Annotated in this window: 24 protein-coding genes; 8 read left to right on the top strand and 16 right to left on the bottom strand. The window is 49.9% G+C overall.

The window, feature by feature from the left end; genetic code table 11:
• Positions 1 to 69 precede the first annotated feature (69 nt).
• Positions 70 to 951: a DMT family transporter gene (locus tag I8U19_RS09855; protein WP_033099914.1), complete on the top strand. Its 882-nt coding sequence runs from the start codon at positions 70 to 72 to the stop codon at positions 949 to 951.
• 55 nt (positions 952 to 1006) lie between these two features.
• Here I8U19_RS09855 and I8U19_RS09850 read toward each other — a convergent pair whose 3' ends face one another.
• Positions 1007 to 1942 carry a 1-phosphofructokinase family hexose kinase gene (locus tag I8U19_RS09850; RefSeq protein WP_198055794.1) on the bottom strand — a complete coding sequence of 312 codons (936 nt, stop codon included), beginning with the start codon at positions 1940 to 1942 and terminating at the stop codon, positions 1007 to 1009.
• A 126-nt stretch (positions 1943 to 2068) separates the two neighbouring features.
• Between I8U19_RS09850 and I8U19_RS09845 the strand changes: the two genes are divergently transcribed.
• Together I8U19_RS09845 and I8U19_RS17495 are read left to right on the top strand one after the other, a co-directional pair.
• Positions 2069 to 3097, top strand: a complete 1029-nt coding sequence (locus I8U19_RS09845; protein WP_033099912.1) for a tagatose 1,6-diphosphate aldolase — start codon at positions 2069 to 2071, stop codon at positions 3095 to 3097.
• 173 nt (positions 3098 to 3270) lie between these two features.
• Positions 3271 to 4524, top strand: coding sequence for an LOG family protein (locus tag I8U19_RS17495; RefSeq protein WP_198055793.1), 1254 nt, complete (start codon positions 3271 to 3273; stop codon positions 4522 to 4524).
• Between the two features lie 58 nt (positions 4525 to 4582).
• Here the strand turns inward: I8U19_RS17495 and lgt are convergent, their stop codons facing one another.
• Together lgt and I8U19_RS09830 are read right to left on the bottom strand one after the other, a co-directional pair.
• Positions 4583 to 5371: a prolipoprotein diacylglyceryl transferase gene (gene lgt / locus I8U19_RS09835; RefSeq protein ID WP_033099910.1), complete on the bottom strand. Its 789-nt coding sequence runs from the start codon at positions 5369 to 5371 to the stop codon at positions 4583 to 4585.
• Positions 5372 to 5524: 153 nt separating this feature from the next.
• On the bottom strand, positions 5525 to 6556 hold the full coding sequence (locus tag I8U19_RS09830; protein WP_052153993.1) for a CgeB family protein: 1032 nt from the start codon (positions 6554 to 6556) through the stop codon (positions 5525 to 5527).
• Positions 6557 to 6818: 262 nt separating this feature from the next.
• On the opposite strand from I8U19_RS09830, the gene I8U19_RS09825 reads away from it, so the two are divergent.
• The gene (locus I8U19_RS09825; RefSeq protein WP_033099936.1) at positions 6819 to 7649 is read left to right on the top strand and encodes a 5'-nucleotidase, lipoprotein e(P4) family; all 831 of its coding nucleotides are present in this window, start codon (positions 6819 to 6821) and stop codon (positions 7647 to 7649) included.
• 304 nt (positions 7650 to 7953) lie between these two features.
• A complete protein-coding gene (locus I8U19_RS09820; protein ID WP_198055792.1) occupies positions 7954 to 9489 on the top strand; it encodes a protein kinase domain-containing protein in 1536 nt (511 codons plus the stop codon).
• A gap of 84 nt (positions 9490 to 9573) precedes the next feature.
• Here the strand turns inward: I8U19_RS09820 and I8U19_RS09815 are convergent, their stop codons facing one another.
• The 13 genes from I8U19_RS09815 to fni form a co-directional block, all read right to left on the bottom strand.
• Positions 9574 to 10932, bottom strand: coding sequence for a sulfatase family protein (locus tag I8U19_RS09815; protein ID WP_033099909.1), 1359 nt, complete (start codon positions 10930 to 10932; stop codon positions 9574 to 9576).
• Between the two features lie 105 nt (positions 10933 to 11037).
• Complete coding sequence (locus tag I8U19_RS09810; protein WP_033099908.1) at positions 11038 to 12429, bottom strand: alkaline phosphatase family protein; 1392 nt, start codon at positions 12427 to 12429, stop codon at positions 11038 to 11040.
• The gene (gene cysC / locus I8U19_RS09805; protein ID WP_033099907.1) at positions 12426 to 12980 is read right to left on the bottom strand and encodes an adenylyl-sulfate kinase; all 555 of its coding nucleotides are present in this window, start codon (positions 12978 to 12980) and stop codon (positions 12426 to 12428) included. Before cysC ends, I8U19_RS09810 begins: the two co-directional genes overlap by 4 nt.
• Before the next feature lie 115 nt (positions 12981 to 13095).
• On the bottom strand, positions 13096 to 14052 hold the full coding sequence (locus tag I8U19_RS09800; RefSeq protein WP_198055791.1) for a CgeB family protein: 957 nt from the start codon (positions 14050 to 14052) through the stop codon (positions 13096 to 13098).
• 4 nt (positions 14053 to 14056) lie between these two features.
• Positions 14057 to 14806 carry a glycosyltransferase family 2 protein gene (locus I8U19_RS09795; protein WP_033099905.1) on the bottom strand — a complete coding sequence of 250 codons (750 nt, stop codon included), beginning with the start codon at positions 14804 to 14806 and terminating at the stop codon, positions 14057 to 14059.
• Entirely contained in the window at positions 14757 to 15707 is a 951-nt protein-coding gene (locus tag I8U19_RS09790) for a glycosyltransferase (RefSeq protein ID WP_033099904.1), read from the bottom strand. Before I8U19_RS09790 ends, I8U19_RS09795 begins: the two co-directional genes overlap by 50 nt.
• An 11-nt stretch (positions 15708 to 15718) precedes the next feature.
• Positions 15719 to 16192 carry a dTDP-4-dehydrorhamnose 3,5-epimerase family protein gene (locus I8U19_RS09785; RefSeq protein ID WP_033099903.1) on the bottom strand — a complete coding sequence of 158 codons (474 nt, stop codon included), beginning with the start codon at positions 16190 to 16192 and terminating at the stop codon, positions 15719 to 15721.
• The gene (gene rfbD, locus I8U19_RS09780) at positions 16171 to 17028 is read right to left on the bottom strand and encodes a dTDP-4-dehydrorhamnose reductase (RefSeq protein WP_198055790.1); all 858 of its coding nucleotides are present in this window, start codon (positions 17026 to 17028) and stop codon (positions 16171 to 16173) included. Before rfbD ends, I8U19_RS09785 begins: the two co-directional genes overlap by 22 nt.
• A gap of 2 nt (positions 17029 to 17030) precedes the next feature.
• The gene (gene rfbB, locus I8U19_RS09775; RefSeq protein ID WP_198055789.1) at positions 17031 to 18020 is read right to left on the bottom strand and encodes a dTDP-glucose 4,6-dehydratase; all 990 of its coding nucleotides are present in this window, start codon (positions 18018 to 18020) and stop codon (positions 17031 to 17033) included.
• A 30-nt stretch (positions 18021 to 18050) separates the two neighbouring features.
• Positions 18051 to 18773, bottom strand: a complete 723-nt coding sequence (locus I8U19_RS09770; protein WP_033099900.1) for a sugar phosphate nucleotidyltransferase — start codon at positions 18771 to 18773, stop codon at positions 18051 to 18053.
• A 153-nt stretch (positions 18774 to 18926) separates the two neighbouring features.
• Positions 18927 to 19787: a cytochrome c oxidase assembly protein gene (locus I8U19_RS09765; RefSeq protein ID WP_052153991.1), complete on the bottom strand. Its 861-nt coding sequence runs from the start codon at positions 19785 to 19787 to the stop codon at positions 18927 to 18929.
• A 70-nt stretch (positions 19788 to 19857) separates the two neighbouring features.
• On the bottom strand, positions 19858 to 20610 hold the full coding sequence (locus I8U19_RS09760) for a hypothetical protein (protein WP_033099899.1): 753 nt from the start codon (positions 20608 to 20610) through the stop codon (positions 19858 to 19860).
• A gap of 209 nt (positions 20611 to 20819) precedes the next feature.
• Positions 20820 to 21863 carry a type 2 isopentenyl-diphosphate Delta-isomerase gene (gene fni / locus I8U19_RS09755; protein WP_198055788.1) on the bottom strand — a complete coding sequence of 348 codons (1044 nt, stop codon included), beginning with the start codon at positions 21861 to 21863 and terminating at the stop codon, positions 20820 to 20822.
• A gap of 127 nt (positions 21864 to 21990) precedes the next feature.
• Between fni and I8U19_RS09750 the strand changes: the two genes are divergently transcribed.
• From I8U19_RS09750 to I8U19_RS09740, 3 genes are all read left to right on the top strand, one after another.
• Positions 21991 to 22416: an SRPBCC family protein gene (locus I8U19_RS09750; protein WP_198055787.1), complete on the top strand. Its 426-nt coding sequence runs from the start codon at positions 21991 to 21993 to the stop codon at positions 22414 to 22416.
• Positions 22417 to 22654: 238 nt separating this feature from the next.
• Positions 22655 to 22861: a helix-turn-helix transcriptional regulator gene (locus I8U19_RS09745; protein WP_033099897.1), complete on the top strand. Its 207-nt coding sequence runs from the start codon at positions 22655 to 22657 to the stop codon at positions 22859 to 22861.
• A complete protein-coding gene (locus I8U19_RS09740; protein ID WP_198055786.1) occupies positions 22854 to 23231 on the top strand; it encodes a hypothetical protein in 378 nt (125 codons plus the stop codon). The genes I8U19_RS09745 and I8U19_RS09740 overlap by 8 nt, the downstream gene beginning before the upstream one ends.
• Positions 23232 to 23767 lie beyond the last annotated feature (536 nt).

Below are 23767 nucleotides of genomic sequence, written 5' to 3'. Positions count from 1 at the left end.
TCCATCATATTTTCTATTAAACTATTTTTATAAGAAATTCCATTTGGAAACAGAAAGGTTCGAGCGACTATGAATTGGCGAAATCTGTCCCTTTTATTCTCTCTGGCCGCTTTGTGGGGGGCTTCCTTTTTATTCATGCGGATTGCTGCACCGGTGATCGGCCCGATATTCCTTGTTGCCCTCCGCCTTGGATTCGCTTTTCTGGCCCTGTTCCTCTACGGTCTGGTCATTAAAAAAGGGCTTGGATTTATCGGCAGCTGGAAAAAATATATTGCTCTGGGAGCGGTAAATGCGGCGATTCCGTTTGTGCTGATTTCGTTTTCTGAAGTATACCTGCCCGCTTCGTTCGCGGCCATTCTCAATGCAACCACCCCGTTGTTTTCTGCGGTGATCGCCCGCATCTGGATTAAAGAACCGTTAAACGCAAGAAAAATCCTCGGCCTTATTACCGGTTTTATCGGCGTCATCGTTTTGGTGGGCTGGACAACGATCCAGCTTCACTGGCAAACCGTTGTCGCGATCGTCAGTTCCTTGATGGCCGCTTGTTTTTACGGGATCGGTTCCATTTATGCCAAGAAAAATTTCAACGCCACCCCTCTGGAACTCTCCATCGGCCAGATGTTCGGTTCTGCCGTGGCCATCTTGCCTTTTGCCTGTTTTACCATACCCGGGCAGATTCCATCGATGGCCGTCATCTGGTCCGTCCTGGGATTGGCCCTCCTTTCCACCGCCTTTGCGTACTTGCTCTATTTCCGGCTGTTAAAAGAGGTTGGTCCGACCCAGACCTTGTATGTTACCTTTCTCGTTCCGATCTTCGGCTGCATCTGGGGAGCGATCTTCCTCCGGGAACGAATCGGACTGGCCACCTGCTTCGGACTTTGTTTGATTATTTTCAGCATTCTTCTCTTGACGAACCTGCCGCTTGGAAGAAAGAAAAAAGTGCAGGCCTGACTTCTGGCAAACCTCCGTCCTTTCGGGGAGACGGGGGTTTTTGTTTTTATGCCAATCAATCCATCTCCTCCGCTTCGACAAGTCCGGTGAGAGCATTCAGATCCGCATCGTCCGGAATCCCCGGGTACGGATTCATGGCGTTGGCCGCGGCACAAGCAACCCCCAGTTGCAAAGAAGGCCTGATTCTCTTTGTTTGCACATACCGCGAAACAAATCCGCCCAACAACGTATCGCCGCAGGCAATGGGGTTAACGGCCGCGACCCGCGGGGATTTCAGGAAAAAGCACTCCGTTTGACCGGCGTAGAGCAGACCTTCTTTTCCCAATGTCACTACCATGTGTTTCACGCCTTGATTTATCCAGTTTTTCATTTCCTGCAATATCGTCCGGCGATCCGCATTTTCAGCCACTCCCGTCAGTTCTTGAAACTCTTCCAAATTGGGCTTGACGAACCACGGATTTACCCGCATCGCCTCTTGAAGCGCCTTTCCGCTCGTATCCACAATAATTTTTACGGATTTTTCCGTCAATTGTCTGGCCAGTTCGGCATAAAAGGAACTGGAAACACCGCCGGGAAGGCTTCCGGAAAAGATCACGATGTCACCTTCGCGGATGTCGGAATAAAGCTTCTGTTTCAAGTCGCTTTGTTCCTCCCCGCTCACTTCCGGCCCGGGTTCATTGACGACGGTAACCCGGCCGTTTTTCTTTTCTACGAAGATGCTGCAAATTCTCGTTTCCCCTTTGATTTTGGTCAAACGGTTGAAAATTCCCGGCATCCGGCAACCTTCCTGCACCAGCTCTCCCGCCATTCCCCCAACAAATCCGTAGATCGCCACAGCCATCTGAAAATGGCGGCAGGCACGGGCCACATTTAACCCTTTTCCTCCGGGAACAACACGGAAATCGGTGGCCCGGTTTACCTCATCATAGCACAATTCCGGCAACAGAATCGTCCGATCGAGAGCGGGATTTGGACAGACGATGCGAATCAATGCATTCACCTCGCAAGGATGGATATCTTTGCAAAATTTTCCTCTGTATATTACATTAATAATATATTGATAATTAACGATTAATTCTTAATTTATTGAATAATAGCCCGATCGGGAGGGAACGCGATGGGTCGCCTGATGACCGAAGAAAAGTTTTCCTTGCTCTGCTCACTGGCCAATGAACGGGGAATTATTACGGCTACGGCGATGGATCAACGCGGATCACTGAAAAAGGCACTGGCTCAGTACAGTCAAAACGAGGTAACGGAAAAACAGCTCATTGCCTTTAAAACCTTGGTCTCGGAAATCCTTTCTCCCCATGCGAGCAGCATCCTGCTCGATCCCGAATACGGATGGCCGGCCGCGAAACAGCGCGCTGACAATGCAGGACTGATCATGGCTTACGAGCAAACCGGGTACAGCGCAGAAGACGAAAACCGCATGCCCGATCTGCTCCCCGAGTGGTCGGTTCTGCGCTTAAAACAGAGAGGAGCACAGGCGGTAAAACTGCTCGTTTACTATGATCCCGATGACCGGGAAGAAATCAACACCGTCAAGCAGGCGCTGATTGAACGGGTGGGCCTGGAGTGCAAAGCGTTAAATCTTCCGTTCTTTTTGGAACCGTTATGTTACTCCCGGCACATTCCCGACAGCAAGGGCATCGAATTTGCCAAAGTCCGCCCGCACAATGTAAGGAAAATGATGAAGGAATTTTCACGGCCGGCATACCATATCGATGTCTTGAAAGTGGAAGTGCCCGTAAATGTCCACTATGTGAAAGGACTGAAAGCGAACGAAGGCCATCCCGTCGCATACACTCTGGAAGAAGCGAAAACACTGATGCAGGAAGCCGCCGCAGCCGCCGAAGTGCCTTTTATCTTTTTAAGCGGCGGGGTGACGGATGAAGTTTTTATCGAAACCCTTGAGTTCGCCGGTGAAGCACAGATTCCCTTCTCCGGTGTTCTCTGCGGCCGCGCCTCCTGGCAAGACGGCATTCCCGTCTACGCCCGCCATGGGGAAGCAGCCCTGCGGGAATGGCTGTTAAACGTGGGAGTAAAAAGAGTGCAGAAGCTGAATGACGTGTTGCAAAAAAATGCCGTCGCCTGGTGGAATGTTTACGGAGGAAAAGAACGGTTAAACATTGTTGCCGGTTAATCCGTTGAAGAAGAGATGACCTGTGAGCGGCTTCCGTCAAAGATGCACCGGTGCCGGTATATTTTTTCTCACTTCGGCCATCATAGTACAACGGAAAACTTAAGGTTCAGCTGTCACGTAATTTCTCACCCCTTGAAAAAATCAAAATCGGCTAAAGTGAGGGTGTTTTTCCTGTGAAAAATGAGATCGAACTTCACGGCACCGTCTTTTTTGAACCGGCCACAGGAACATGGACCAGCTCCGGAACGGGATGGTGGATCGAAAAAACTTCGGGGCCTCACGCCAAAATCAGATTTGAAGAACGAATCAAATTTGCAAAAAATTTGGCCGACCCGCTGAAAACAAACAGCTACAGCCTATCTCTCAGCAACATCAGCCAAAACGGTCAGGTTGATGCTTACAATATCGATGAAGACGGATTTATTCTCAGATGGAAAGATTATTCCGCGGCCCCGTGCATCGCTTCTTTCTCTGTCGCCGGCAGCAAAGTCTCCTATGTGCCCAATGACCGTGCCCTGAGCAATGAAGACAGCGTGGCGGATATCTATGCCGCCGGGCTGTTGTTTGATTACGAGGCCAAGTACGGGGTTGTGACTGTCATGGGATCGGCCAGCATTTCATCTCACGAAAAAATCGACACCAGTCTGGAGATCCTGGGCCAGCACGGGAACAACTGGAAATCGGCGCTGGAAAATGAGCAGGACGAATTCAGCCGGCAACTTCTGCAAGACAAACTGGACCGGCTGCAAGTCAGAATAGACCGGCATCGGAAGATCAAGGAAAAAAGCGCCTCCTATTGGTATTCGGCCAAAAAGTTCGGCGAATTGTGGGGCAGGTATGCGGCGACGGAACAAGAGAAAGCGTTAGGTGGTTGCTATGTGCCTGTCTGTACGGGAGGAGGCCCCGGCATCATGCAGGCTGTCGCAGAGGGAGCGAGAAGCCAGAACGCGCATGTCATCGGGATTGACTGTCAGTTTGGCTATGACAATTTTTTCAACCTGCGCGACAGTTATTCCATTTACTCCAATCAACGGCTCAGAATGAACAATTTCTCCATCCGCGAAGGGGTCCTGATCAATTACTCCCACGTGATCCTGTTCTGGCCAGGCGGCTACGGCACTGCTTGGGAAGTGTTTGAAACCTTGTCCAAAATCTCCACCAAACATCTGAGAAGACACCGGACAAAAGTGATTTTTGTCCACCGGGAATATTGGGAACCGCTCTTCCGTTTAGTCGACCACATGCGGGAGTTCGGCACAATAAACAGCTATGGTGACCGAATCAAAATCCCCGGTGTGGATGACCGGTTGCCGGATGAAGCTTATATCGCCGAAGTCGTCGATACGCCCGAAGAAGCCTTTGCCAAAACGCGGGCATTTGTCGAAGAGCTTTACCGGCGGAATCAGCTGACCTTGCGCAGTTATTAGGATAAAAAACAAAAAGCGAAACACAGGGGTGCACCTGCGTTTCGCCTTTTTATCGCGATTAATTGTTTTCCGCTTTCCTGCGGCTGGCCAAAGCGAGGTAAATTCCCGCCAGAATGGAAATGAGAATGACGATGGCCGCCGTCCATTGCGCCGCTGTCCAGTGAAAAAGATAGCGCGGCGAATCCCCCCGCAGCATTTCCAGACAAAAACGGCCGGCATTGTACAAGATGCTGTATAGGAGGAAAAGATAACCTTTGGGCATCTTCTTCTGCATGAGGATGAGAAGCAGGGCGAAGATGATCACATCCATCTGCCCTTCCCACACTTCGGCCGGCCATAGCGGCTGATCCCCGTAAGTAGCCCGGGCCACGGTCCCCTCGGGATAAACCAGCCCGAAGTCTCCCCCGGTCGGGTCGCCAAAGGCATCTCCATTCATCAGGTTGGCGTCCCGGCCGATGCTCTGGCCCAGAATGAGCCCCGGAGCGCACAAATCAGCCAATTCCCAGAAAGAAAGCTGATGCTTGCGCACATACCAGAGGCCGACCAGAAGCGCCCCGACAACACCGCCCTGAATCGACAAGCCTCCATGCCAGATGGCCGGAATCTCCCATAAATTATTTTTATAATAGCCCCAGTCAAACAGGAAAACATGCCAAAATCGCGACCCGATGATCGCGCCGAACAGAACCGGAACAATCATATCAAGCAATGGCTCGATTAGATGATCCTTTTTTTGCAGTTTGGCCAGGGTCACCGTCACGCCGAGGCCGAGCAAAATCGCCAGCAAAAACAGGATGCTGTAGGAACGGATCGGAAAGGAACCGATGTGCCCCAAATATTGGTGCAATGTTTTCTCCTCCTTCTTTTACCTGGATCAAGGTGCCACGATTGCCTCGTTTCCCATATTAACACAGTGCCGGTCCCATTCTCATCCTTATTATTTGATCTGCCCGCCACAAACGGCTTCCGGCTGCAATCACAACTTATGTTCAAGCCGATTTCACAGACGCGCCGGCTTCGAACGGATCCCTTTTAATTGCGGATGGTTTCGCAACAGATGGAGCAGGAATTTCAACCGCATCACATAGGTGTGATCCTTCAGTGTACGGCGGTATGCGTTGGCCGCCATCTCCTCTCTCTCTTCATCATGGTGCAGGTAATAGCGGATTTTTTTCCGTAAATCATTTAATCCGCGGAATGTAGCCATTTCCGTTTGGGGATCGTATAACTTCTGCATGTCCTCGCGCCATGTGGCCAGTTGGAAGGCCCGGCAGGCCGCGATTTCAAACGTGCGGTTGTTGGGAGTGTGCGCCGGGATGTTTAACGGATTATCCTGACGGTCATTGGATGTGCGATGTATATTAAGTACAATTTTTGCACCATTGTAATATTTGACGACTTCCGAAGGGGGAATCGGCCGGTTATGGATACAGGCTTTCAGTTTGTCGTAGTTTTTTAATTTCTCCCACCACTGTCCGATGATCACCGTTTTGTGCCGCAGCAACAGCGGTGTCAATGTATCGAAAAAGTGGATGCGGACAGGGAAAGCGCTGCCGACAAAACAGATGTCGGACCGATATTTTTCCGGGACTTCCTGCGGGCAATATTTGTCCGGATTTACGGCCAGCGGGAGGTGAACTGCCGGTTTCCCCCTGTTTCGATAAAACCGGACGCTGTTGCTGTCCTGAGTCACCACAAAATGATAAGGCTTTACCAACTGTTCATGTGTCTTTAACCGGTAGGGATCATCCACCACCCAGACTCCGATCGGAATGCGGTATGAGCGCAACCGGGTGACTACTGACGCAGGCAGATTCGCTCCCCGGAAGGATAAAATCACATCAGGCCGGAAATTGCGAATCCGTGAAAAAAGCAATGAAGGATGCTCACGACGCAGCAAAAAGGAAGAGAAACGGAAATTGGGGAGGCTTTTTTCCATCTGGCGAAAAGCTTGAATGATGTTTTGATCCTCATCGGACAAATGATTCTGGAATGAAAACCCACATCCCGAAGAAATATAGAAAAGGCGCATTCATCTTCGTCCCTTTCCTTTCTATCTCATAAGCTAACATCATTTTATTTTCCCGCCACTCAAAAAGTGCGCTCCATCCTTGAAAATCCTCTTTTGTCCAGGGGTTCCCCTTCTTGCTTGTAATTCGCGGCCGGGGCAGAGATCCAGAAATCTCTCTTGGTGTCTCCTATCATCTTATGCTAATATTCACAAGTATCCTATAATAAAGAGAAGAAATTCAATATATAAAAAAGACGCCCAACTTGTGAAGGAGGTCAACATGATCAGCATGAAACAGCTCATTACCGCGATGGCCGCCTTTCTGGCACTTGGTCTGACCGCCTGCAACTCTTCCCTTCCTGCACAATCCGCAACTCCCCCCAAGGCTAAACCGGCGGCGACAATCAGCAGCCAACAGTTGTTATCCGACCTGTGGTTTCAGACTTCCGGGGAAGCAAAAGCGCTGTATTACCAGGGTTACAATATCGGAACGATGAGATTGGATCAGGCTCTGGACAAAGGGACAGAGAAAAAGCCGGCTGTCGTCCTGGATTTGGACGAGACGGTATTCGACAACAGCCCCTACCAGGCGTATACGGCAAAAGAGAATAAAGAATATCCCGACCAATGGGACAAATGGGTTGCCAGTGCCAAAGCAAAAGCACTGCCGGGTGCAATTGATTTTCTCAACCATGCCGACAAAAAAGGCGTTGATATTTACTATATTTCCAACCGGAAAGAATCGCAGAAAGAGGCGACGATCAAAAATCTTCAACTCATCGGCGCCCCGCAAGCGACGCCTGATCACGTTCTGTTGCAACAGCCGGAAGAGAAAGGGAAAGAAAACAGACGGCAGCAAGTTGCCAAAAATCATCAGATCCTGTTGTTCTTTGGCGACAACCTGAGCGATTTCAGCGGTTTTGAAGGAAAGGAGCTGACCGAAAGAAACGCGATGGTGGAGCAAATGAAAAGCCAGTTTGGCGACAAGTTGATCATCTTCCCCAATCCGATGTATGGCGATTGGGAAGGCGCCATCTATCATTTTGACTATAGTAAATCGGACGAAGAAAAAGATCAGCTCCGACGCAATCATTTAAGCGAGTTCCAACCTTAACTTTCCTCGTCCGGCCCGCAATGCATTTCCACAGAAAACCAGCCGATTTCCTTCGGGACTGTCCGGCTGGTTTTCGTTTTTAAAACACGCTGCCACCCGGATGCCTGATACGATCCCACCTGAATCCAAGGATTACCTGTATCGCGAATTGTCGCATTCTTAATCTATATAATTTTATTAACAAAATGAATTTCGCTGACAAATTTTTTACTATTTAGAAAATCGAGTCGCAAAATTATATATTTTTCAAACAGTTTATGTATAATGTAGAGGTGTAAGCTATTTAAGAAAAAGGTGATGCCATTTGGAAGGAAAGCAGTTGGGTGGAAGGTATGAAATCCTTCAACACCTGGGCGACGGTGGCATGGCAAGTGTTTACAAAGCTAAGGACGTGCTTTTGAACCGGCACGTGGCCGTTAAAGTATTAAATGACCAATTAAGCAAAGATGAAGGATTTGTGAACCGTTTTTTACGCGAGGCGCAAATGGCCGGAAAAATGTCCCATCCCAATATTGTCAATGTCTACGACGTGGGACAGGAGGCACAAACTTATTACATCGTCATGGAATTTGTCGAAGGGCTTACCTTGGACGAGCTCCTGCGGATGCGCGGCCCTCTTCCCGCTGCCGAAGCGATGAAAATCGCCATGCAGATCTGTGACGGATTATCTCATGCGCACAAACACGGGATCATCCATCGTGACATAAAACCTCACAATATCATGAGCACACCGGACGGCCGCTATAAGATCATGGATTTTGGCATCTCCCGCCTGCTCGGTGCAACGACGCACTATACAAAAACGGGAACGGTTCTCGGCTCCGTCCATTATCTTTCTCCGGAACAGGCATCCGGTCATAAGGTAAGTTATATGTCCGACTTGTATTCGCTGGGCGTGGTTTTGTATGAACTGGTGACCGGACAAGTTCCGTTTGATGCCGATGAAATTGTGGCCATTGCATTGAAGCATATACAGCAGCCTGTTCCTGATCCAAAATCAACCAATCCACAGTTGCCCGACCCATTGTGCCACATCATACATAAAGCGCTGTCCAAAAAACCGCAGCACCGTTTTCAATCAGCCGACCAAATGAAAAACGCCCTCCGGGAAGCTTTGCATGGCACATACCAGCCGGAAATTCCTTCGACAGACCGTGCAGGGGTGCAACGGCCGGCCAAAGCGAAGAATAAGAGAAAAGTGTTGCTGAGCGGTTCTCTCCTGTTTGTCATCATCCTGCTGTTCTGTTTGGGGTTCAACTTTGTAAACACCGATAACAACCCCCGTAAGCTCGGGGTAATCGCCGCTCCGTTTATCAATAATGAGGACACACAAAAAGTGGCAGAAGCCGCTCATAAAAAAATAAAATTTTCCGAAGAAAAGCCAAAGCACAAAACAATTGATGATCCAAACGAGACCAAACCGCAGCCGAAACAAGACGATGTGGATCCCCCTTTTTCGGACAAAGAGCCGCAAGCCCCCAAACCGCCTGAGGCCTCGCCACCCAAAAATCCGGACAACGACCAGGAACAAGATCCGCCACCTGCCCCGCCGCCGGAGGAACAAATTCCTGCGGTCAAGTATGTCGTGATCGCCGGCAAATTTGATAAACAGGAAGATGCGCAAAACCGGGTTAATCAGTTGAAGGAAAAAGGAATCGACTCCCGACTCTATCAGAAGAAGGAAAATGGACAAATCGTTTATTATGTAAACGCCGGCATATATGACAAACGGCCCGATGCGGATGCGAAAGCAGAACAAATCCATCAAGCCGGCTTCAGCGATGCCTACGTGAAAGAGATACGGACGCGATCGGGTCATCCCCCGGCAAACAGATCTTGACACACGGATCAACACCTTGCGAAAGGAAACTTTCCTCACCATGTACAAGGAACCCACCTGATCTTGCAGATGGGTTCCTTCCCTTTAATACCCGAGTTCGCTTAAACGCTGTTTCACTTTCTCTTCATCCGCCACTGTCGCGCGGTGCAGTTTGACCTTTACCCCTTGTGCCAACGGATCTTTGCGCCTGTATTTTTGCAGCATTTGCTTCACCCATCGCTCCATCTGTCCCCTCAATTGTTTCGCCACCTGGGGATGTTGTGCGATCACATTTTTTGTTTCACCCCGGTCTTTTTTCAAATCATACAATTCCCATTTCGGATTTCCGTAAACATCCTTCTCATAGGAGCGGATCAGTTTCCAGCGCAAGGTTCGGATCGAGCGCTTCAGCTGCCAGTTGGCCTCACAGGAAACGACAAAGGGGCGAATCTGCTTCACTTTTCCCTGAATCAACGGCAACAGTGAACGCCCGTCAATCCTGCCGATCCCTTTCGGCTTCCTGATCCCGGCCAGATGCAAAACAGTGGGGAATATATCCGCATGCTGACAAAGAGGAGTAATGCGTTTATTCTTGGGCAGCCGTTTCGGGTAAGAAATGATGCAGGGAACATGAATTGTCGGTTCGTACAATCCGTGATGATCAAAGTAGATCCGGTGTTCCCCCAAACTTTCCCCATGGTCAGCGACTGCGATCAGCAACGTCTCTTCCAGCGTCCCCGTCTCTGACAACACCTTGATAATATCTCCGATCGAGTCATCCACCTGCTTCACGCTGCCATCATAGCGCTGGCGAATGCTGCTGGCCGGGAGACCGCTTTTATTGTATTTGTTTATAAAACTCCACAGTGGTTCCCGCATCACGGCTTTCAGGGAAGGTTCCTTCCGCACTTCCGAGACCGTGGCAGCATGCTTTTCAGCCCATTTGGCATAAGGCGGTTCCGGCATATAGGGGTAGTGCGGGTCCCAATAATGTAAAAACAGGAAAAAATCCGGTTCATGTGCGTGTTTTTTCAACCATGCGACCGCTTTTTGGCTGACCTCCCGCGCGGGCAAAGTCAAATGCGTTTCCTTATCCTCCGCCGGATCGATATACGTTTGGTATCCTTTTTTAAACCAGGCGCTGTTTTTGCCGGTGATGCGGTGATTGCAATCAACTGCGGCGGTCGTATAACCGTGTTTTTGCAAGATTTGCGCCAACGGAACCAACCGCGCGGGAATCGGAACGTGCTTCATATTGACAATCCCGTGCTGATGCGGATTTTTTCCCGTCATAATCGTGACGAACGAACTGCGGGTTACATTGTTTTCCGCGATCATGTTCTCAAACAAAACTCCCTGTTTCGCCAGGGAATCCAGATGAGGAGTGAGAGACGGTTTCCGGTTGTTGTAGCATCCCAAACGATCAGCTCTAAGCGTATCGATGGCAATCAAGACGATTTTCATCATCTCACCTGCCTTTAAGGTCGTTTCCCTTTTCTTAGCATATGAGTAACTGTCCAATTCGGTGTCGTTCCACGGGAATAGGCATTGGTTAGTTTTGCAGGCCGGCTAAACCGTCACGGCTTTTCCGCGCATTCCCGGCAGCGGCTTCAGACCGAATTGGGCGAGCAGGGTAGGCGCCACATCGGTAATGCGGATCGTTTCCAATCTGCCAGCCGAACCCGTTCCATTCCCTTTTTGTGTCATGATAAAAATGCCTTCATAATCATGGTTGGCTCCATCCGGTCCCGTATCATTTTCATAGATATAAACCTTGCCCAATCCAATTTTGCCGACGGAACGCCAGTAAAGGTCACCAAAATAGATGAGCAGATCGGGAGGAATATTTTTGGTGGCAACATAGCGTTTTTCCGGCCGGATCACTTTGGTGTGAAGCGGATTTCCTTCTTCATCAGTCAATTTTTTCAACTTTTGCACGATTTCTTTTCGCAGGGAGGGCAATTTTCCCGGAGGAATGATGCCTTGCGGCTCCCGGCCTTTGACGTTGAAACACAACCGGCCGTAATAGCCGCCGTAACCCCAGGCAACCGTCCTGCTCCAGTCGACGAGATCCGCAGAAAGCTCAGCCGGTCTGTGCACGGGTTTCCTTAATGTCAAATAGCCTTCCCGGATCAGCCATTCATTGATGCAAAAGCCGCCGTCCATCCGTTTCGCCCCATGGTCAGAGACGACAAAAATCCGCGTCCCTTCCGGAACCTGGTCAAGAAGTTCCCCGATCTTTTGATCGACAAAACGATAGTAATCCAATATCGCATTTTGATAAGGGGACTCTTGATAAAGCACATGGCGATCGTCCATGTATTGCCAAAAAGCGTGATGGATACGGTCGACCCCCATTTCGACCATCATCATAAAATCCCAGGGTTTATTGTTGATAAGCCAGCGGGCAGTATTGAAACGGGTGTCCGTCATCTGGTAGATCTGTTCAAGCAAGTCATCTCGCGGGCTGGTGCGAAAATTTTTCACATCGAAGCGATATTCTCCCACTTGTTCCTCGATCTCCCGTGCCAGTGAGGCCGGATAAGTGTAGGTTTCTGCATTTTCCGGTGTTAAAAAACAACTGATCAAATGACCGTGGATCGGTTTTGGCGGATACGACGGCGGAACTCCGATGACAATCGATTGATACCCGTTCTTCCCCAATATATCCCAGACACACGGCTCCTTTAACGAACTGCTGTCCACAATATGGATATCGTCATAGTCATGGCTGTTGCGGTTGCGAAAACCGTAAAACCCCAATTGCCCCGGATCTTTTCCCGTCATCATCACCGCCCACGCCGGCACGGTGATCGGCGGGTCGCTGCTTCTCATGCGTGCGAAAACGCCGGTATTGATCAATCGTTTCAAATGAGGAAGCACATTGAAATACCGGTCAAATACCAACGACGGCTCAGCGCAATCAAGTCCGATGACGAGAACTTTGGGCCGGGCCGTCATCCTCTCTCACCCGCCATCCGCGCCAGCAATCCTTTCTGCTCCAAAAAAGCAAGGACGCGATGCTTGCTTTCTTCCGGCGATTCCCGATCTGTTTCCAAAACCAGATCCGGATTGTCCGGTTCCTCAAAGGGATCATCCACTCCGGTGAAATGCTTGATTTCCCCGGCCAGCGCCCGTTTGTACAATCCTTTGACATCCCGGCTGATACAACGGGAAAGGGGGCACTTCACATAAACCTCCAGATATTCGGCAATGTTTTGGCGGCAGTAATCCCGCATCTCCTGATACGGCGTGATAAAGGATGCCAGTACGATCACGCCGTGTGTATTTAAAAGATGGGCGATAAAAGCAGCCCGCTCGACATTGCGGAAACGGTCCTCTCGTGAAAAGCCCAAATCTTTGTTGATCACTTCTCTGAGCAAATCCCCGTCCAACAGTTGCACTTTCATCTGTTCCATTTGCTGCAAATGATTGGCAACCAGTCGGGCAACAGTCGTTTTTCCTGCCCCGGAGAGGCCCGTCAGCCACAAGGTAAAGCCTGTCTGTCTCATCCCTTCACCTCCGTTTCGGACTAATATATGAAAAAAACCTCCCTTCTGAAACGCCCTTCGCCCAGAATGGAGGAAGTTTAAGGAATGAAAACGGCCAGCCGATTCAAAGCAAATTTCACCTCACTAGTTTCAGTATTTGTCGCAGGCGGTTTTCATACTGATGCTCTTTTCGCGTTCGTTCAAAAGCACGGTGGGCAATCTTTTGACACAAGTGCGGCCGAGGGAGGTAAAAAGCGATTTTTTCCTTCAGCTCTTCCAGCGTCCGGTACGTAATGATTTCCTTTCCGGGCTGAAATAGCCGGCCCAGATCTTTTCTTTCATCCACCAATTGAAACGCCCGGCATGCCGCAATCTCAAACACCCGGTTATTCGGCGTGTCTGCCTTCACCTGATGCGTATTTTTTTGCAAATACGGATCATCATACGAGCGATGAATATTGAGAACGATCTTCGCGCCGTTGTAATATCTTCGTACTTCGTCCGCTTCCACCCATCCCCGACGGACGGAAATGTTGGGCAGGTGCTGAAGACGATACCATCCCGGACCGACCAGCCTGGTTTTGTAACGGAAAAGAAACGGAGACAACTTGCGCACATCCCGCAATCGATTTTGAAATGCGGAGCCCACCAGCGCCAGATGACTGCGATAGGCAGAGGGAACCGTCTTTTCAGGATAATAGAGTTGGAGCGGTGCGGCCAGCGGCAAGTGAAATACCTGTGCCCTGGTTTTCTGTTTATACAGGGGGACAGCCTGGCTCTCATTGGTAAAAATCAGGTCAAATGCACCGGCTGTTTGCAAAGAGGAATCAATCGCATAAGGATCGTCTGTATACCAGATCGCCTTGGGAACGGGCAGATCCTGAATCCAGGCGGTTTCTTCCGGGCCCAGCCTTTCACCGAGCATGGCCAGTACCAGCCGGGGATCAAAGGGGCGCCGCTTCCAATCTTTTGTCAAACTTCCCGGCTTCAGCAAAAACAGCTGGTGTTCCATTTTTTTTAAAGCAGAGACAATGGCTTGATCAATCACGGAAAAAGGCTTTTTGACCGCGGACGGAATATAAGCGATCTTCACCCCGTCATCCCTCCCCCTCGGGAATCCGCTGCCACTTATCAATATAATAGCGCCGGTTTTGCGCCAGAATTTTGCGAAACTCATCATAGCCGTTTTTTCTGAAACTGGTGCTTCCGAAATGGTGAACATACGTATCCCCTGCCACCACCAGCCGGTAACCTGCCTGGCGCACGCGGTAACAATAATCATCATCCTCATAGGTTCCCAGACCAAAGCGCTCATCGAGCAAACCCACTTTTTGCAGGACTTCCCGCGGATAAACCAGGCAGAAACCAGATAAGCGAAGCGTGTCCCGCCAGCGATCAGGGTCAGTCCGATTAAACTGCCGGGAAAAGCGGAGAATTTTATCCACCGATCGCAGCGAAACGGCAATTTTTTGTTCAGGGATCACGCGGTTGGACACCGGGCCCACCAAACCGATCGATGAATCGCTCCGCAAAACATGGAGCAATTGAGTCAGCCAGCGGTACGACGGAAGCGTATCGTTATTGAGCCAAACCAAATACTCCCCCTTCGCCCTTTCCAGCCCCTGATTGATGGCGGCTGCAAAACCACGATTCCAATTATTTCGGATCAGGCGCAGAAACGGATACTGCCGGATCACCTCAGGGACTTTGGATGAACCGTTATCCACCAGAATCACTTCGCAGCTCTCCCTGGTAAACTTGCGGATCGCCTCAAGACAGCGGCAAGTCATTTTCCATTCATCTTTGTTCGGAATAATGATACTCGCGGTCGGTTTTTGTGCTTGCATCCCACTTCGCTCCAATTGTTTTTTGCACCAAATCATGCCCGTTTTGCCGAAATTGCTCCAGCAGCCCCGGATTGCGTGCCAGTTGGCAAAAGTAGTGGCGCAATTCCCTGAAAATGTTTTTTTTATCAAGCAATATTCCTGAATGAAGATGTTTTACCCATTCGCCGTGATCCCCGGTGTCATCCGTCATGACGGGAATCCGTTGGTACAAGGATTGAATATGGAGCGGTGCCAGGGACTGGCCAAATCCGCCAACCGTCAGCAACAGATCGGCAGCCAGCCATAATGCTTTCTCCTTCACCCGGCCGGAATGGACGGAAACAATCCGGTTCTTGGCAAATGAAGTGCGATCAGTGACCCATATCGCCTTAAACCGGCCATTCTCCTTTAATGCTGCCTGCAGTGCCTGAAATAACGACAAGCGGAAAGAAGCGGGAACCAGATTTTCGTCCACCCAGACGCAAAGACGTTCACCGGTGCGGAGCAGTTTGCGCGCCGCCTTTCTGCCGGTCTTTCCCCTTTGCATCGCACGAGGCAGCGGATGAACCACCTTCGCTTGAACCCCGTTCCGGCGAAATATCGTGCCAAACGAAAGCGACGGGACTTGAACTTCATAAAGTTTAAGCAGGGGGAAAACCTTGCGTGCGGGCAGGCGATCAAAGGAAATCGTTACAGGAGATGATTGTTCCCGGCAGAGCTGCAAAACAGATTCGGGCGGGTTGTGCAAATGGAAACAGCCCGCTTCGGATTCCCTGAAGCGCATCGCCATCTCTTCGGCGGTATGCACGGAGAAGTGAACGGTTTTATCTCCCGACGGCGGGATAACTGGAAAACGGGCGGGCTGAAACGAGGGCGCAATGGATGATAAAAGGATCAAAACCGTTTGTTTAGCCTCCTCCATCTTCCCCACCCTCAGCGAAACTTGGTTTTCCAATCAAAGCCGATCGCAGGATCATCATACGGCAAGCGATATTCATCGGGATGATCGGGACAATATGCTTTGGTCGTAAAGTAAACGATAATGGCCGGTTTCGTTCCCAGCACGCGATAACCGTGAGCAACGCCGGATGGAATCAACAAAATCGACGGATTTTCCTCTCCCATGTAGAAAACGGCCGTCTCCCTGTAGGTCGGGGAATCCTCCCGCAAATCGTGCAAAACCACTTGTGCGTTTCCACTGGGAAAGAACCAAAGATCATCCTGCTCTTTATGATAATGAAACGCTTTCACCACTCCGGGATAGGTCATGGACATCGATGCTTGACCAAACCTCCGCAGCAGGCCCTCATCCTCGCGCACGATTTCCATAAATGTTCCCCTGTCGTCGCAATATTTATTTAACTTTTTCGACACAACCCCTTCAATCACGGCTTTAATTCCCTCCATTCCTCGAAGAATTGTGCCAGCCCTTCTTTCCAGTGAGGCATCGGGAGCATCCCCCATTTTTCCATTTTCTCTGACCGAAGTACCGAACAGGCAGGGCGAATCGCCTTGCGCGCTAACTGTTCGGAGGATATCGGTTCGATTTTGACATCGTATCCGCCCAACCGGCAGATCTCCACGGCAAAGTCAAACCAGGAGCATTGGCCGCGATTGGCCACATGAAAAATCCCCCGGGCTGAAGAAAACAGAAACTGTTTGATCCTCTCCGCCAGATGACCTGCATAGGTGGGACTACCCACCTGGTCGCAAACCACGGCCAACGGCTGTTTTGCTTCCGCTTTTTGGATGATTGCAAGAGGAAAGTTGGCCCCGCCGATGCCGTAGAGCCAGGATGTGCGCAAAATAAGATGGTCAGGGCAATACTCCATCGTCCATTTTTCGCCCAACCGCTTGCTTTTTCCATAATGATTGAGCGGGTTGGGCAAATCGGATTCGGTATACCCCTCTTCTCGATTCCCGTCAAAAACGTAATCGGTGCTGATGTAAATGAGACGAATTCCTCTTCTGCCGCACTCCGCGGCGAGATTGCGCGTGGCTTCTCCATTGATTGCATAGGCCACATCCGGATGGATCTCACTCTCATCCACCCGGGTGTAAGCGGCACAATGGATGATGACATCCGGCTTCTCCCGATTTAACAGACGTTCGGTCTGATCCGGCTCGGTCACATCCCATTCCTGTCGGGTAAAGCCGGCAACGTGAATCCGGCTGTCATTTTCCAGGCATCGAATCACCTCCTGTCCCAGCTGCCCGCCGGCTCCGGTCACCACTGCTTTCACCCTTAATCCCCCCTTTCGCTTCTCCGCCGTTCAATCGACTCCCACCATTCGGGATGAGAAAGATACCAGTTGACGGTTTTTTCCAATCCTTCCCGAAACGGGACAGAGGGCTCCCAATTCAATTCACGCCTGATTTTATCGGTATCGAGCGAGTATCTGAAATCGTGGCCGGGACGATCTTCCACAAATTGAATCAATGAAGTGGATTTGCCCATCAGCTCGCATAAGCGCCGGGCCACCTCCAGATTGGCTACGGTATGTTCCGCGCCGATATGATAAATCTCTCCGCATTTTCCCGCTTTTCGCACCTTCTCAATCGCCCGGCAATGATCGCCGACATAAAGCCAGTCCCGTTCCTGCCTGCCGTCACCGTAGAGGAGGAGCGGTTCTGAGCGAAGCAAGCGCCGGATAAAACGGGGAATCAATTTTTCCGGATATTGATTCGGCCCGTAATTATTGGTGCATCGGGTGATGACCACCGGAAAATGGTAGGTATGAAAATAAGACAAGCAAAGCAGATCCGAGGAAGCCTTGGAGGCCGAATAGGGATTGGAAGGGGCCAGCGGGGCATCTTCACCCGCTTTTCCCGCAGGGATGCTGCCATACACTTCGTCCGTGGAAATGTGCACAAATTTTTGAACGCCGGCGCGCCTCGCTTCCTCCAATAAATTAAAAGTGCCCAGCACATTGGATCGGATAAAAGGTTCAGCACTTTTTATGCTTTGATCTACATGGGTTTCCGCCGCAAAATGCACAATAAAATCAATCTTGTATCCAAACAGCTCCCGCACTTGCCGGCGATCTGTCAAATCAGCTCGCACAAACCGGTAGCGGGGATCTTTTTCCACTTCTTTCAGATTCAACGGATTGCCCGAATATGTGAGTGCATCGGCATTGATCACCTCGATAGCCTCTTCCCGATGCAGTAGATGGCGAATATAATGACTTCCGATAAAACCGGCTCCTCCCGTCACCAAAACCGTTTGCTTCATGGTTCCCGATTCCTTTCACCAAAAGACGTTTTAAAGTTCATAGCGGACATTGGCCGCAAACTGATTTGCACGAAGCAATGATTCCTGTGTCCCTGCATCCGTCCACCATCCCTCCAGCACATCAAAGGTAAGCGCTCTTTGCCGGATATAAAGATTGTTCACATCCGTGATCTCATACTCCCCGCGGCCGGAAGGAGTCAAGGTGCGGATAAAGGAAAAGACTTGCGGATCATACATATAAATCCCGGTCACACACAGGGAACTTTTCGGCCTCTGCGGTTTTTCCTCGATGGAGACAATCTGATCCCCGCAAATTTCGGCCACGCCAAACCGCTCCGGGTTGTTCACTTTTTTCAGCAAAATCTTGGCTCCCGAACCCTGACTGGCATAAGCTTCAACATAAGGCTTTAAGGAATCTTCAAAGACATTATCCCCCAGCAAAACCACCATGCGGTCTTCCCCGGCAAAATCTTCGGCCAGCGACAGCGCTTGCGCAATCCCGCCGGGCTCATCCTGCACCTTATAGGTAAACCGGGTGGAAAATTGTTTTCCGCTGCCGAGCAATCTCACCACATCCCCCATATGTTCGACACCGGTCACGATGAGAATATCGCGGATGCCGCATTCGACGAGTTTATAAACAGGATGATAGATCATCGGATAACGCCCGACGGGCAATAAATGCTTATTGGTGATCTTTGTCAGCGGAAATAATCTTGAACCCGTTCCACCAGCTAAAATGATTCCTTTCATCCGTTCCACGTCCTCAACTCGTAATGTTCTCCCCTGTAAATTATTCGCCTGCCCGTCAAAACGTCACATAACAAAAAACACCGGGCCGCTTTTCGCCCGGTGTTCGGTTTCTTATTCAGATCAGGCATGAAGCTTTTCCTGCGCAACATCCCTTTACTCCTGCCTGGACAGAACATGCCCCTGTTTTTCCAATTCCAGCTGCTCCCGCTCATCCTTCTCGCGCTCCAATCGAATCCACTTGACAAATACGAGCCCGATGGCAAAGATATACACGATTTCCTGGACCACTTTCATGATCACGCCGCCAAGCTGCTGGTCATGGAGGGGGGACATGAGCGGCAACATGTGCGACATCTGGGAATACGTCGGGTACAGGATGCTGTCCGTAAAGGTGATCATGGCGCACGGAGGTGTCAACAAAACGCCGTTTCCAAAGATCAGCGCCAGCTTTAACAGCGGCTTGAGGCGATCCATCCCGGGCACCGGTCCGATGATCGGCCACCACATGCACAGGGAAGCAAACAGAATCAGCGCATGGGCAGCGTTATGTCCGGCGTGGGATGACATGATTGCTTCAAAGATGGGCGGCACATGATAAATCCACATCAGCCCATTAAAGAAAAACATCGAGATGACCGGTCGGGTAAAAAAGGCTATCAGCCCGTGAACCCCCGGAAGGCGGACGACCGGATCAAGCAAATACGCCGGAATTCCCAGGAGCAACAATGGCGGTGCGACAAAAAACATGAGCGACATCTGGAGCATGTGCATGCTGAAAAGCTCATGTGTCAACAGATCCAGCGGACTTCCCAGCGAAAAATAAGTAACGATCAGCCCCAGCAAAAAGCAGATCTTTTTCCAGACCGGAACCGCTTCTTCTCCTTTCAGCCTGTTCCGGAAAGGGCCTGTCAGCAATAAATAAGCCACGGCGATCAGCAAAAAGATGAGGTTTAATGTATAATCCCAGTTTTCGGGATAAAGAAATATTTGAAAAAAAGTCTCCTCAGCCGTCATCGCTCCCACTCCGTTTCAACGATGCTATAACCTATCTTACCACAAATTCTTTTTCTTCACCCCGCTTTCCTCATTCCTCTGCCAGCTTGCCGCTCAGCCAAAACTCCCCGCAGACGATGCCCTCCTCAACGGGCACACCCGCCATCAGTTCCGGATCTGCCACAACATCGATGGTTCCGCCCAACGTTTTGACGAGCAGATACCAAAACTCTGCTCCCGTCTCGGGATTTTGTTTTTTCTCAGCCTCAAGCACTTTTCCGCTGAAAAAGGCAATCGCTTCCGGGTCCTTGTCATTTTCGACAAACATCCCGATCGGAACGAATGATTCCGCTGCATACATCAGCCCACCGCTTTCCTGGGCAAGAAGATAATCTTCTTCATCGATAAAACATTGCAACCGATGGGCAAATGCAGCAATTTGTAGATTGACCGACCTCGGAAACGGTTTCAGAGCCAAAAACGAGCCATATTCCGGCGGATCAAACACAAAGGGAAAATCGCCGGTCATCTCGCCGAAATGGCTGATTTCATGTTTCACCCAGGCGAGCAAAGTAATATCGAGCGGGTATTTCGACCCCGGATAAAAATGTTCCAGTGTCGCCTTCATGCGTCCTTTCCCCGCAAAATGCGGATGGCAGGCGAATACCTTTCCTTCCTCATCCAGGGGCAAAATCAGCTCAATCTCTTCCGACACCTTCCATAAAAGATAGCGGCTCTGTTCATTTTCCCTGCTTTCCGCCATTTCATTACAACGCTCCAAAAGCTGAACCCATTCTTCATCACTTTCTACACAAAAACCGATACTGCTGTAATGGCTGGCCATTCTTATTCTCCCTCTAGTAATGTAAAAATATAAAGTCCGATTCTATTTTAACATGGAAATGGCATAATAAGGTCATTATTTGCAAAATTTATCTTGAATTCTTTGCGACTTTAAGAGGATCCGGGTTAGCCGGAGAACCCCATTGACCAGAGAGCGGTTCTGACTCACTCGGAACCAGCCGGGCAATGGGGTTCGAAACCTGTTTCACATCAATCCCGGGCAGCGGTAAGCCTATTTGTTTTTTTCAGCTCTGTCACATCGGCCACACCGATCCCAAACATGGCCAGTTTCAACTCCAATTCGATCTTTTCCAGTCGGGCAACCATGGCATCAGCCGATTTCCGTGCTGCTGCCGGCAAAAGCGACCGGCCGAATCCGGCCAGATCTGCTCCCAGCGCGATCGCTTTGGCCGCATCCACCCCGGAAGAGAGTCCGCCGCTGGCAATGAGGAAACCTTGCGGGACTTTTTTTCTGATTCCGATCAGACAATCGGCTGTGGGAATGCCCCAATCAAGAAAGGATTCTGCCGCTTCTTTTAACAGCGGTTTTTTAGAGCGGTATTTCTCCACCTGGATCCATGAGGTTCCCCCCGCGCCTGCAACATCGATAAACGCCGCGCCCGCATTATAAAGCTTAACGGCCAGATCTCCATCAATGCCGCTCCCTACTTCTTTGATTCCCACCGGCACCTCAAGCGCCCGGCAAACCTTTTCGATTTTGGAGAGCAAGCCGCGAAAGCGGGTATTTCCCTCAGGCTGAAACACTTCCTGCATCGGGTTAAGGTGGAGAATCAGCGCGTCGGCTTCAACGATCTCCACCAACCGCCGGCAATCGTCAACACTGACGCCATAATTCAGCTGAACCGCACCCAAATTGGCCAGCAGCGGAATATCCGGCGCGACCGAACGCACCTGAAACGTCTCCGCCACCTCGGGATATTCAATGGCCGCCCGTCCGGAGCCGAGCCCCACCGCCCATCCCCTCTGCTGGGCGGCCACAGCCAATCTCTTGTTGATTTCGCCTGTCTCTTTGGTTCCTCCGGTCATGGAACTGATCAGCAGCGGCGCCTTCATCCGTTTGCCGAGGAAGCGGGTCGAGAGGGAGATTTCGGAAAAATCGATTTCCGGCAACGCCTGATGCAGAAAGCGGTACCTCTCAAATCCGGAAGTCACCTTTTTCCCGGTTACGTCCTTATTTAAAGCGATTTCGATATGTTCATTTTTGCGTTTTGGCGTTTGTTTCTGCTCCAACATGAGAATAATCCTTTCTAAACAACCTTGTATTTCTTTGCTATTGTACGTCAATTTTCGGGGCAAAACAAAATATGTACCCGCCTGGCCTCCCGCCTTTCTGCAAAATCTCATCCTTGGAGGAAGAAACATGGAAAAACAAGGACAACATACACTGCCGGATATTCAGCATACTTCCGTTTTCAATGCTCCGATCAATAAAGTATGGAATGCCGTCGCTACATCGGAAGGCCTTGCCGCGTGGTTTATGCCAAATGACTTCCAGCCCGTGTCAGGCCATGAATTTCACCTGAATGCAGGGCATTTTGGCATGTCCCCTTGCCAAGTGACGGAAGTGGATCCTCCTCACCGCCTTTCTTTCAACTGGGGCAAAGACTGGAACATTACTTTTGAATTAAAAGATCTTGACGGTCAAACCGAAGTGACGTTGATCCATTCCGGCTGGGATGCCGATCAGGTGACCGAATTCGGGGAACCGCACACGATTGTGCGCAAACGTATGGATCAGGGGTGGGCCCGGCTGTGCCAAAAATTGGGTTCGTATGTTGAGGGGTGAAATCACGATTTCCCCCGTGTCTGCGCTGAGGGGCGCGCTTCATCTCCTCCACTTGAAGTGAAGCCCCGGAACAATGCGAAAAAGCCGGGGCAACCAAATCACATTGGAATATGACGAAAATTCAGGTCTTAATCTTGATTGATATTTAGGGAAATGCCCGGCAAATGTAAAGGTAACTTTACATAAAGGCTGCTTTGTAATATCATGTTTAATAACGGGAAAGCAGTTAGGTGATGTTATGAAAAACCGACTTAGGGAACTGAGGAAGAAGCATAATCTTTCGCAAGAAAAACTGGCACAGTTAGTCAATGTTTCAAGACAAACAATTATTTCGATTGAAAATGGAAAATATAATCCATCGCTGTCTTTAGCCTTTTCACTTTCTAAGGTGTTTGGTTGCTTGATTGAAGAAGTATTTATCATGGAGGAGGATAAATTTGGATAACAGAAAAACTTATCAGTTCCTCTTTGGTTTATTCGCAATTATCATTATCTTCGGGGGAATTTTAGAGGCCATAAACGAGATTCGGGCTTCTATTTTACCGCTTTCTTTGGGATTCTCTCTTTTGTTTTATACGTTTGCCAATGTTAATCTGGCTCATAACGATGAAAGAACTCAATTCATTAAGGTTAAAAGCGGACACCTGTCTTATATTATCGGGCTGATTTGTGTCGGACTGATCTACCTGATTTCTTTGAAACTGCATTTGATCAATCTCGATCTCAGTATCTTAATCGCTTTTTCGATCCTCATCATTTCTTACCCCTTGCTCCTTTTCGTGTACAGTCGCTTGTTTTTAGACTCCGAATACTGAATTATATATGTTGAATAATCAGCACAGCATCTCACAAGATTTTGAAGGCTCAAATGACCGAACACTTGCTGCGGAGCCATACGAGCCTCAGAGCACCGCCAAGGCTACGGGAACAGCTCAACCAACCACCCAAGCAGGAACGATCACACTTCATGTGCCCCAGATCAGGAGCGGAAAGTTACGGATTGAGCTGTTTCCCTGCCGGAGTGTCTGAAAAAACCACAATTGCCCCCCCTTCCCCGGATCGAGTCCAACCGCTTCCACTTTAAATCCAAGTGTATCATTGGCAAATGTTTGGCTTTTTCAGCCATGAAGAACCCCTGCCGGTATGGACGCACTAGCCTGACCCTCCTCGCCTCAGCTTACCGAGATGGCCTGCCGTGAGAAAAGATACCGGCCGGATCCCGAACTGCCCGGAACTAAAGCGGCGGAAACTTGTTTTGAAATCGGGAAAACAAGCGATCTGCACTCTCTTCCATATTTCTCCTCTCTCCCGGGGTAGATACCCATTCCTCTTTTACCCATTTGGAATAAGA

This window comes from Thermoactinomyces sp. CICC 10523 (assembly GCF_016055105.1).
GTDB lineage: Bacteria > Bacillota > Bacilli > Thermoactinomycetales > Thermoactinomycetaceae > Thermoactinomyces_A > Thermoactinomyces_A daqus.
The sequence above is the reverse complement of the archived record's forward strand: the minus strand, read 5'-3'. Positions and strand labels throughout refer to the sequence as shown.

Excerpts from the sequence above, each read along its gene's own strand:
- I8U19_RS09785 (WP_033099903.1), bottom strand. The coding sequence starts at position 16,192 with ATGGAGGGAATTAAAGCCGTGATTGAAGGGGTTGTGTCGAAAAAGTTA.
- I8U19_RS09760 (WP_033099899.1), bottom strand. The coding sequence starts at position 20,610 with ATGGCCAGCCATTACAGCAGTATCGGTTTTTGTGTAGAAAGTGATGAA.
- I8U19_RS09795 (WP_033099905.1), bottom strand. The coding sequence starts at position 14,806 with ATGCAAGCACAAAAACCGACCGCGAGTATCATTATTCCGAACAAAGAT.
- I8U19_RS09845 (WP_033099912.1), top strand. The coding sequence starts at position 2,069 with ATGGGTCGCCTGATGACCGAAGAAAAGTTTTCCTTGCTCTGCTCACTG.
- rfbB (WP_198055789.1), bottom strand. The coding sequence starts at position 18,020 with ATGAAGCAAACGGTTTTGGTGACGGGAGGAGCCGGTTTTATCGGAAGT.
- I8U19_RS09745 (WP_033099897.1), top strand. The coding sequence starts at position 22,655 with ATGAAAAACCGACTTAGGGAACTGAGGAAGAAGCATAATCTTTCGCAA.
- I8U19_RS09815 (WP_033099909.1), bottom strand. The coding sequence starts at position 10,932 with ATGAAAATCGTCTTGATTGCCATCGATACGCTTAGAGCTGATCGTTTG.
- I8U19_RS09765 (WP_052153991.1), bottom strand. The coding sequence starts at position 19,787 with ATGACGGCTGAGGAGACTTTTTTTCAAATATTTCTTTATCCCGAAAAC.
- I8U19_RS09790 (WP_033099904.1), bottom strand. The coding sequence starts at position 15,707 with ATGGAGGAGGCTAAACAAACGGTTTTGATCCTTTTATCATCCATTGCG.
- fni (WP_198055788.1), bottom strand. The coding sequence starts at position 21,863 with ATGTTGGAGCAGAAACAAACGCCAAAACGCAAAAATGAACATATCGAA.
- I8U19_RS09750 (WP_198055787.1), top strand. The coding sequence starts at position 21,991 with ATGGAAAAACAAGGACAACATACACTGCCGGATATTCAGCATACTTCC.
- I8U19_RS09810 (WP_033099908.1), bottom strand. The coding sequence starts at position 12,429 with ATGACGGCCCGGCCCAAAGTTCTCGTCATCGGACTTGATTGCGCTGAG.
- I8U19_RS09855 (WP_033099914.1), top strand. The coding sequence starts at position 70 with ATGAATTGGCGAAATCTGTCCCTTTTATTCTCTCTGGCCGCTTTGTGG.
- I8U19_RS09830 (WP_052153993.1), bottom strand. The coding sequence starts at position 6,556 with ATGCGCCTTTTCTATATTTCTTCGGGATGTGGGTTTTCATTCCAGAAT.
- cysC (WP_033099907.1), bottom strand. The coding sequence starts at position 12,980 with ATGAGACAGACAGGCTTTACCTTGTGGCTGACGGGCCTCTCCGGGGCA.
- I8U19_RS09770 (WP_033099900.1), bottom strand. The coding sequence starts at position 18,773 with ATGAAAGGAATCATTTTAGCTGGTGGAACGGGTTCAAGATTATTTCCG.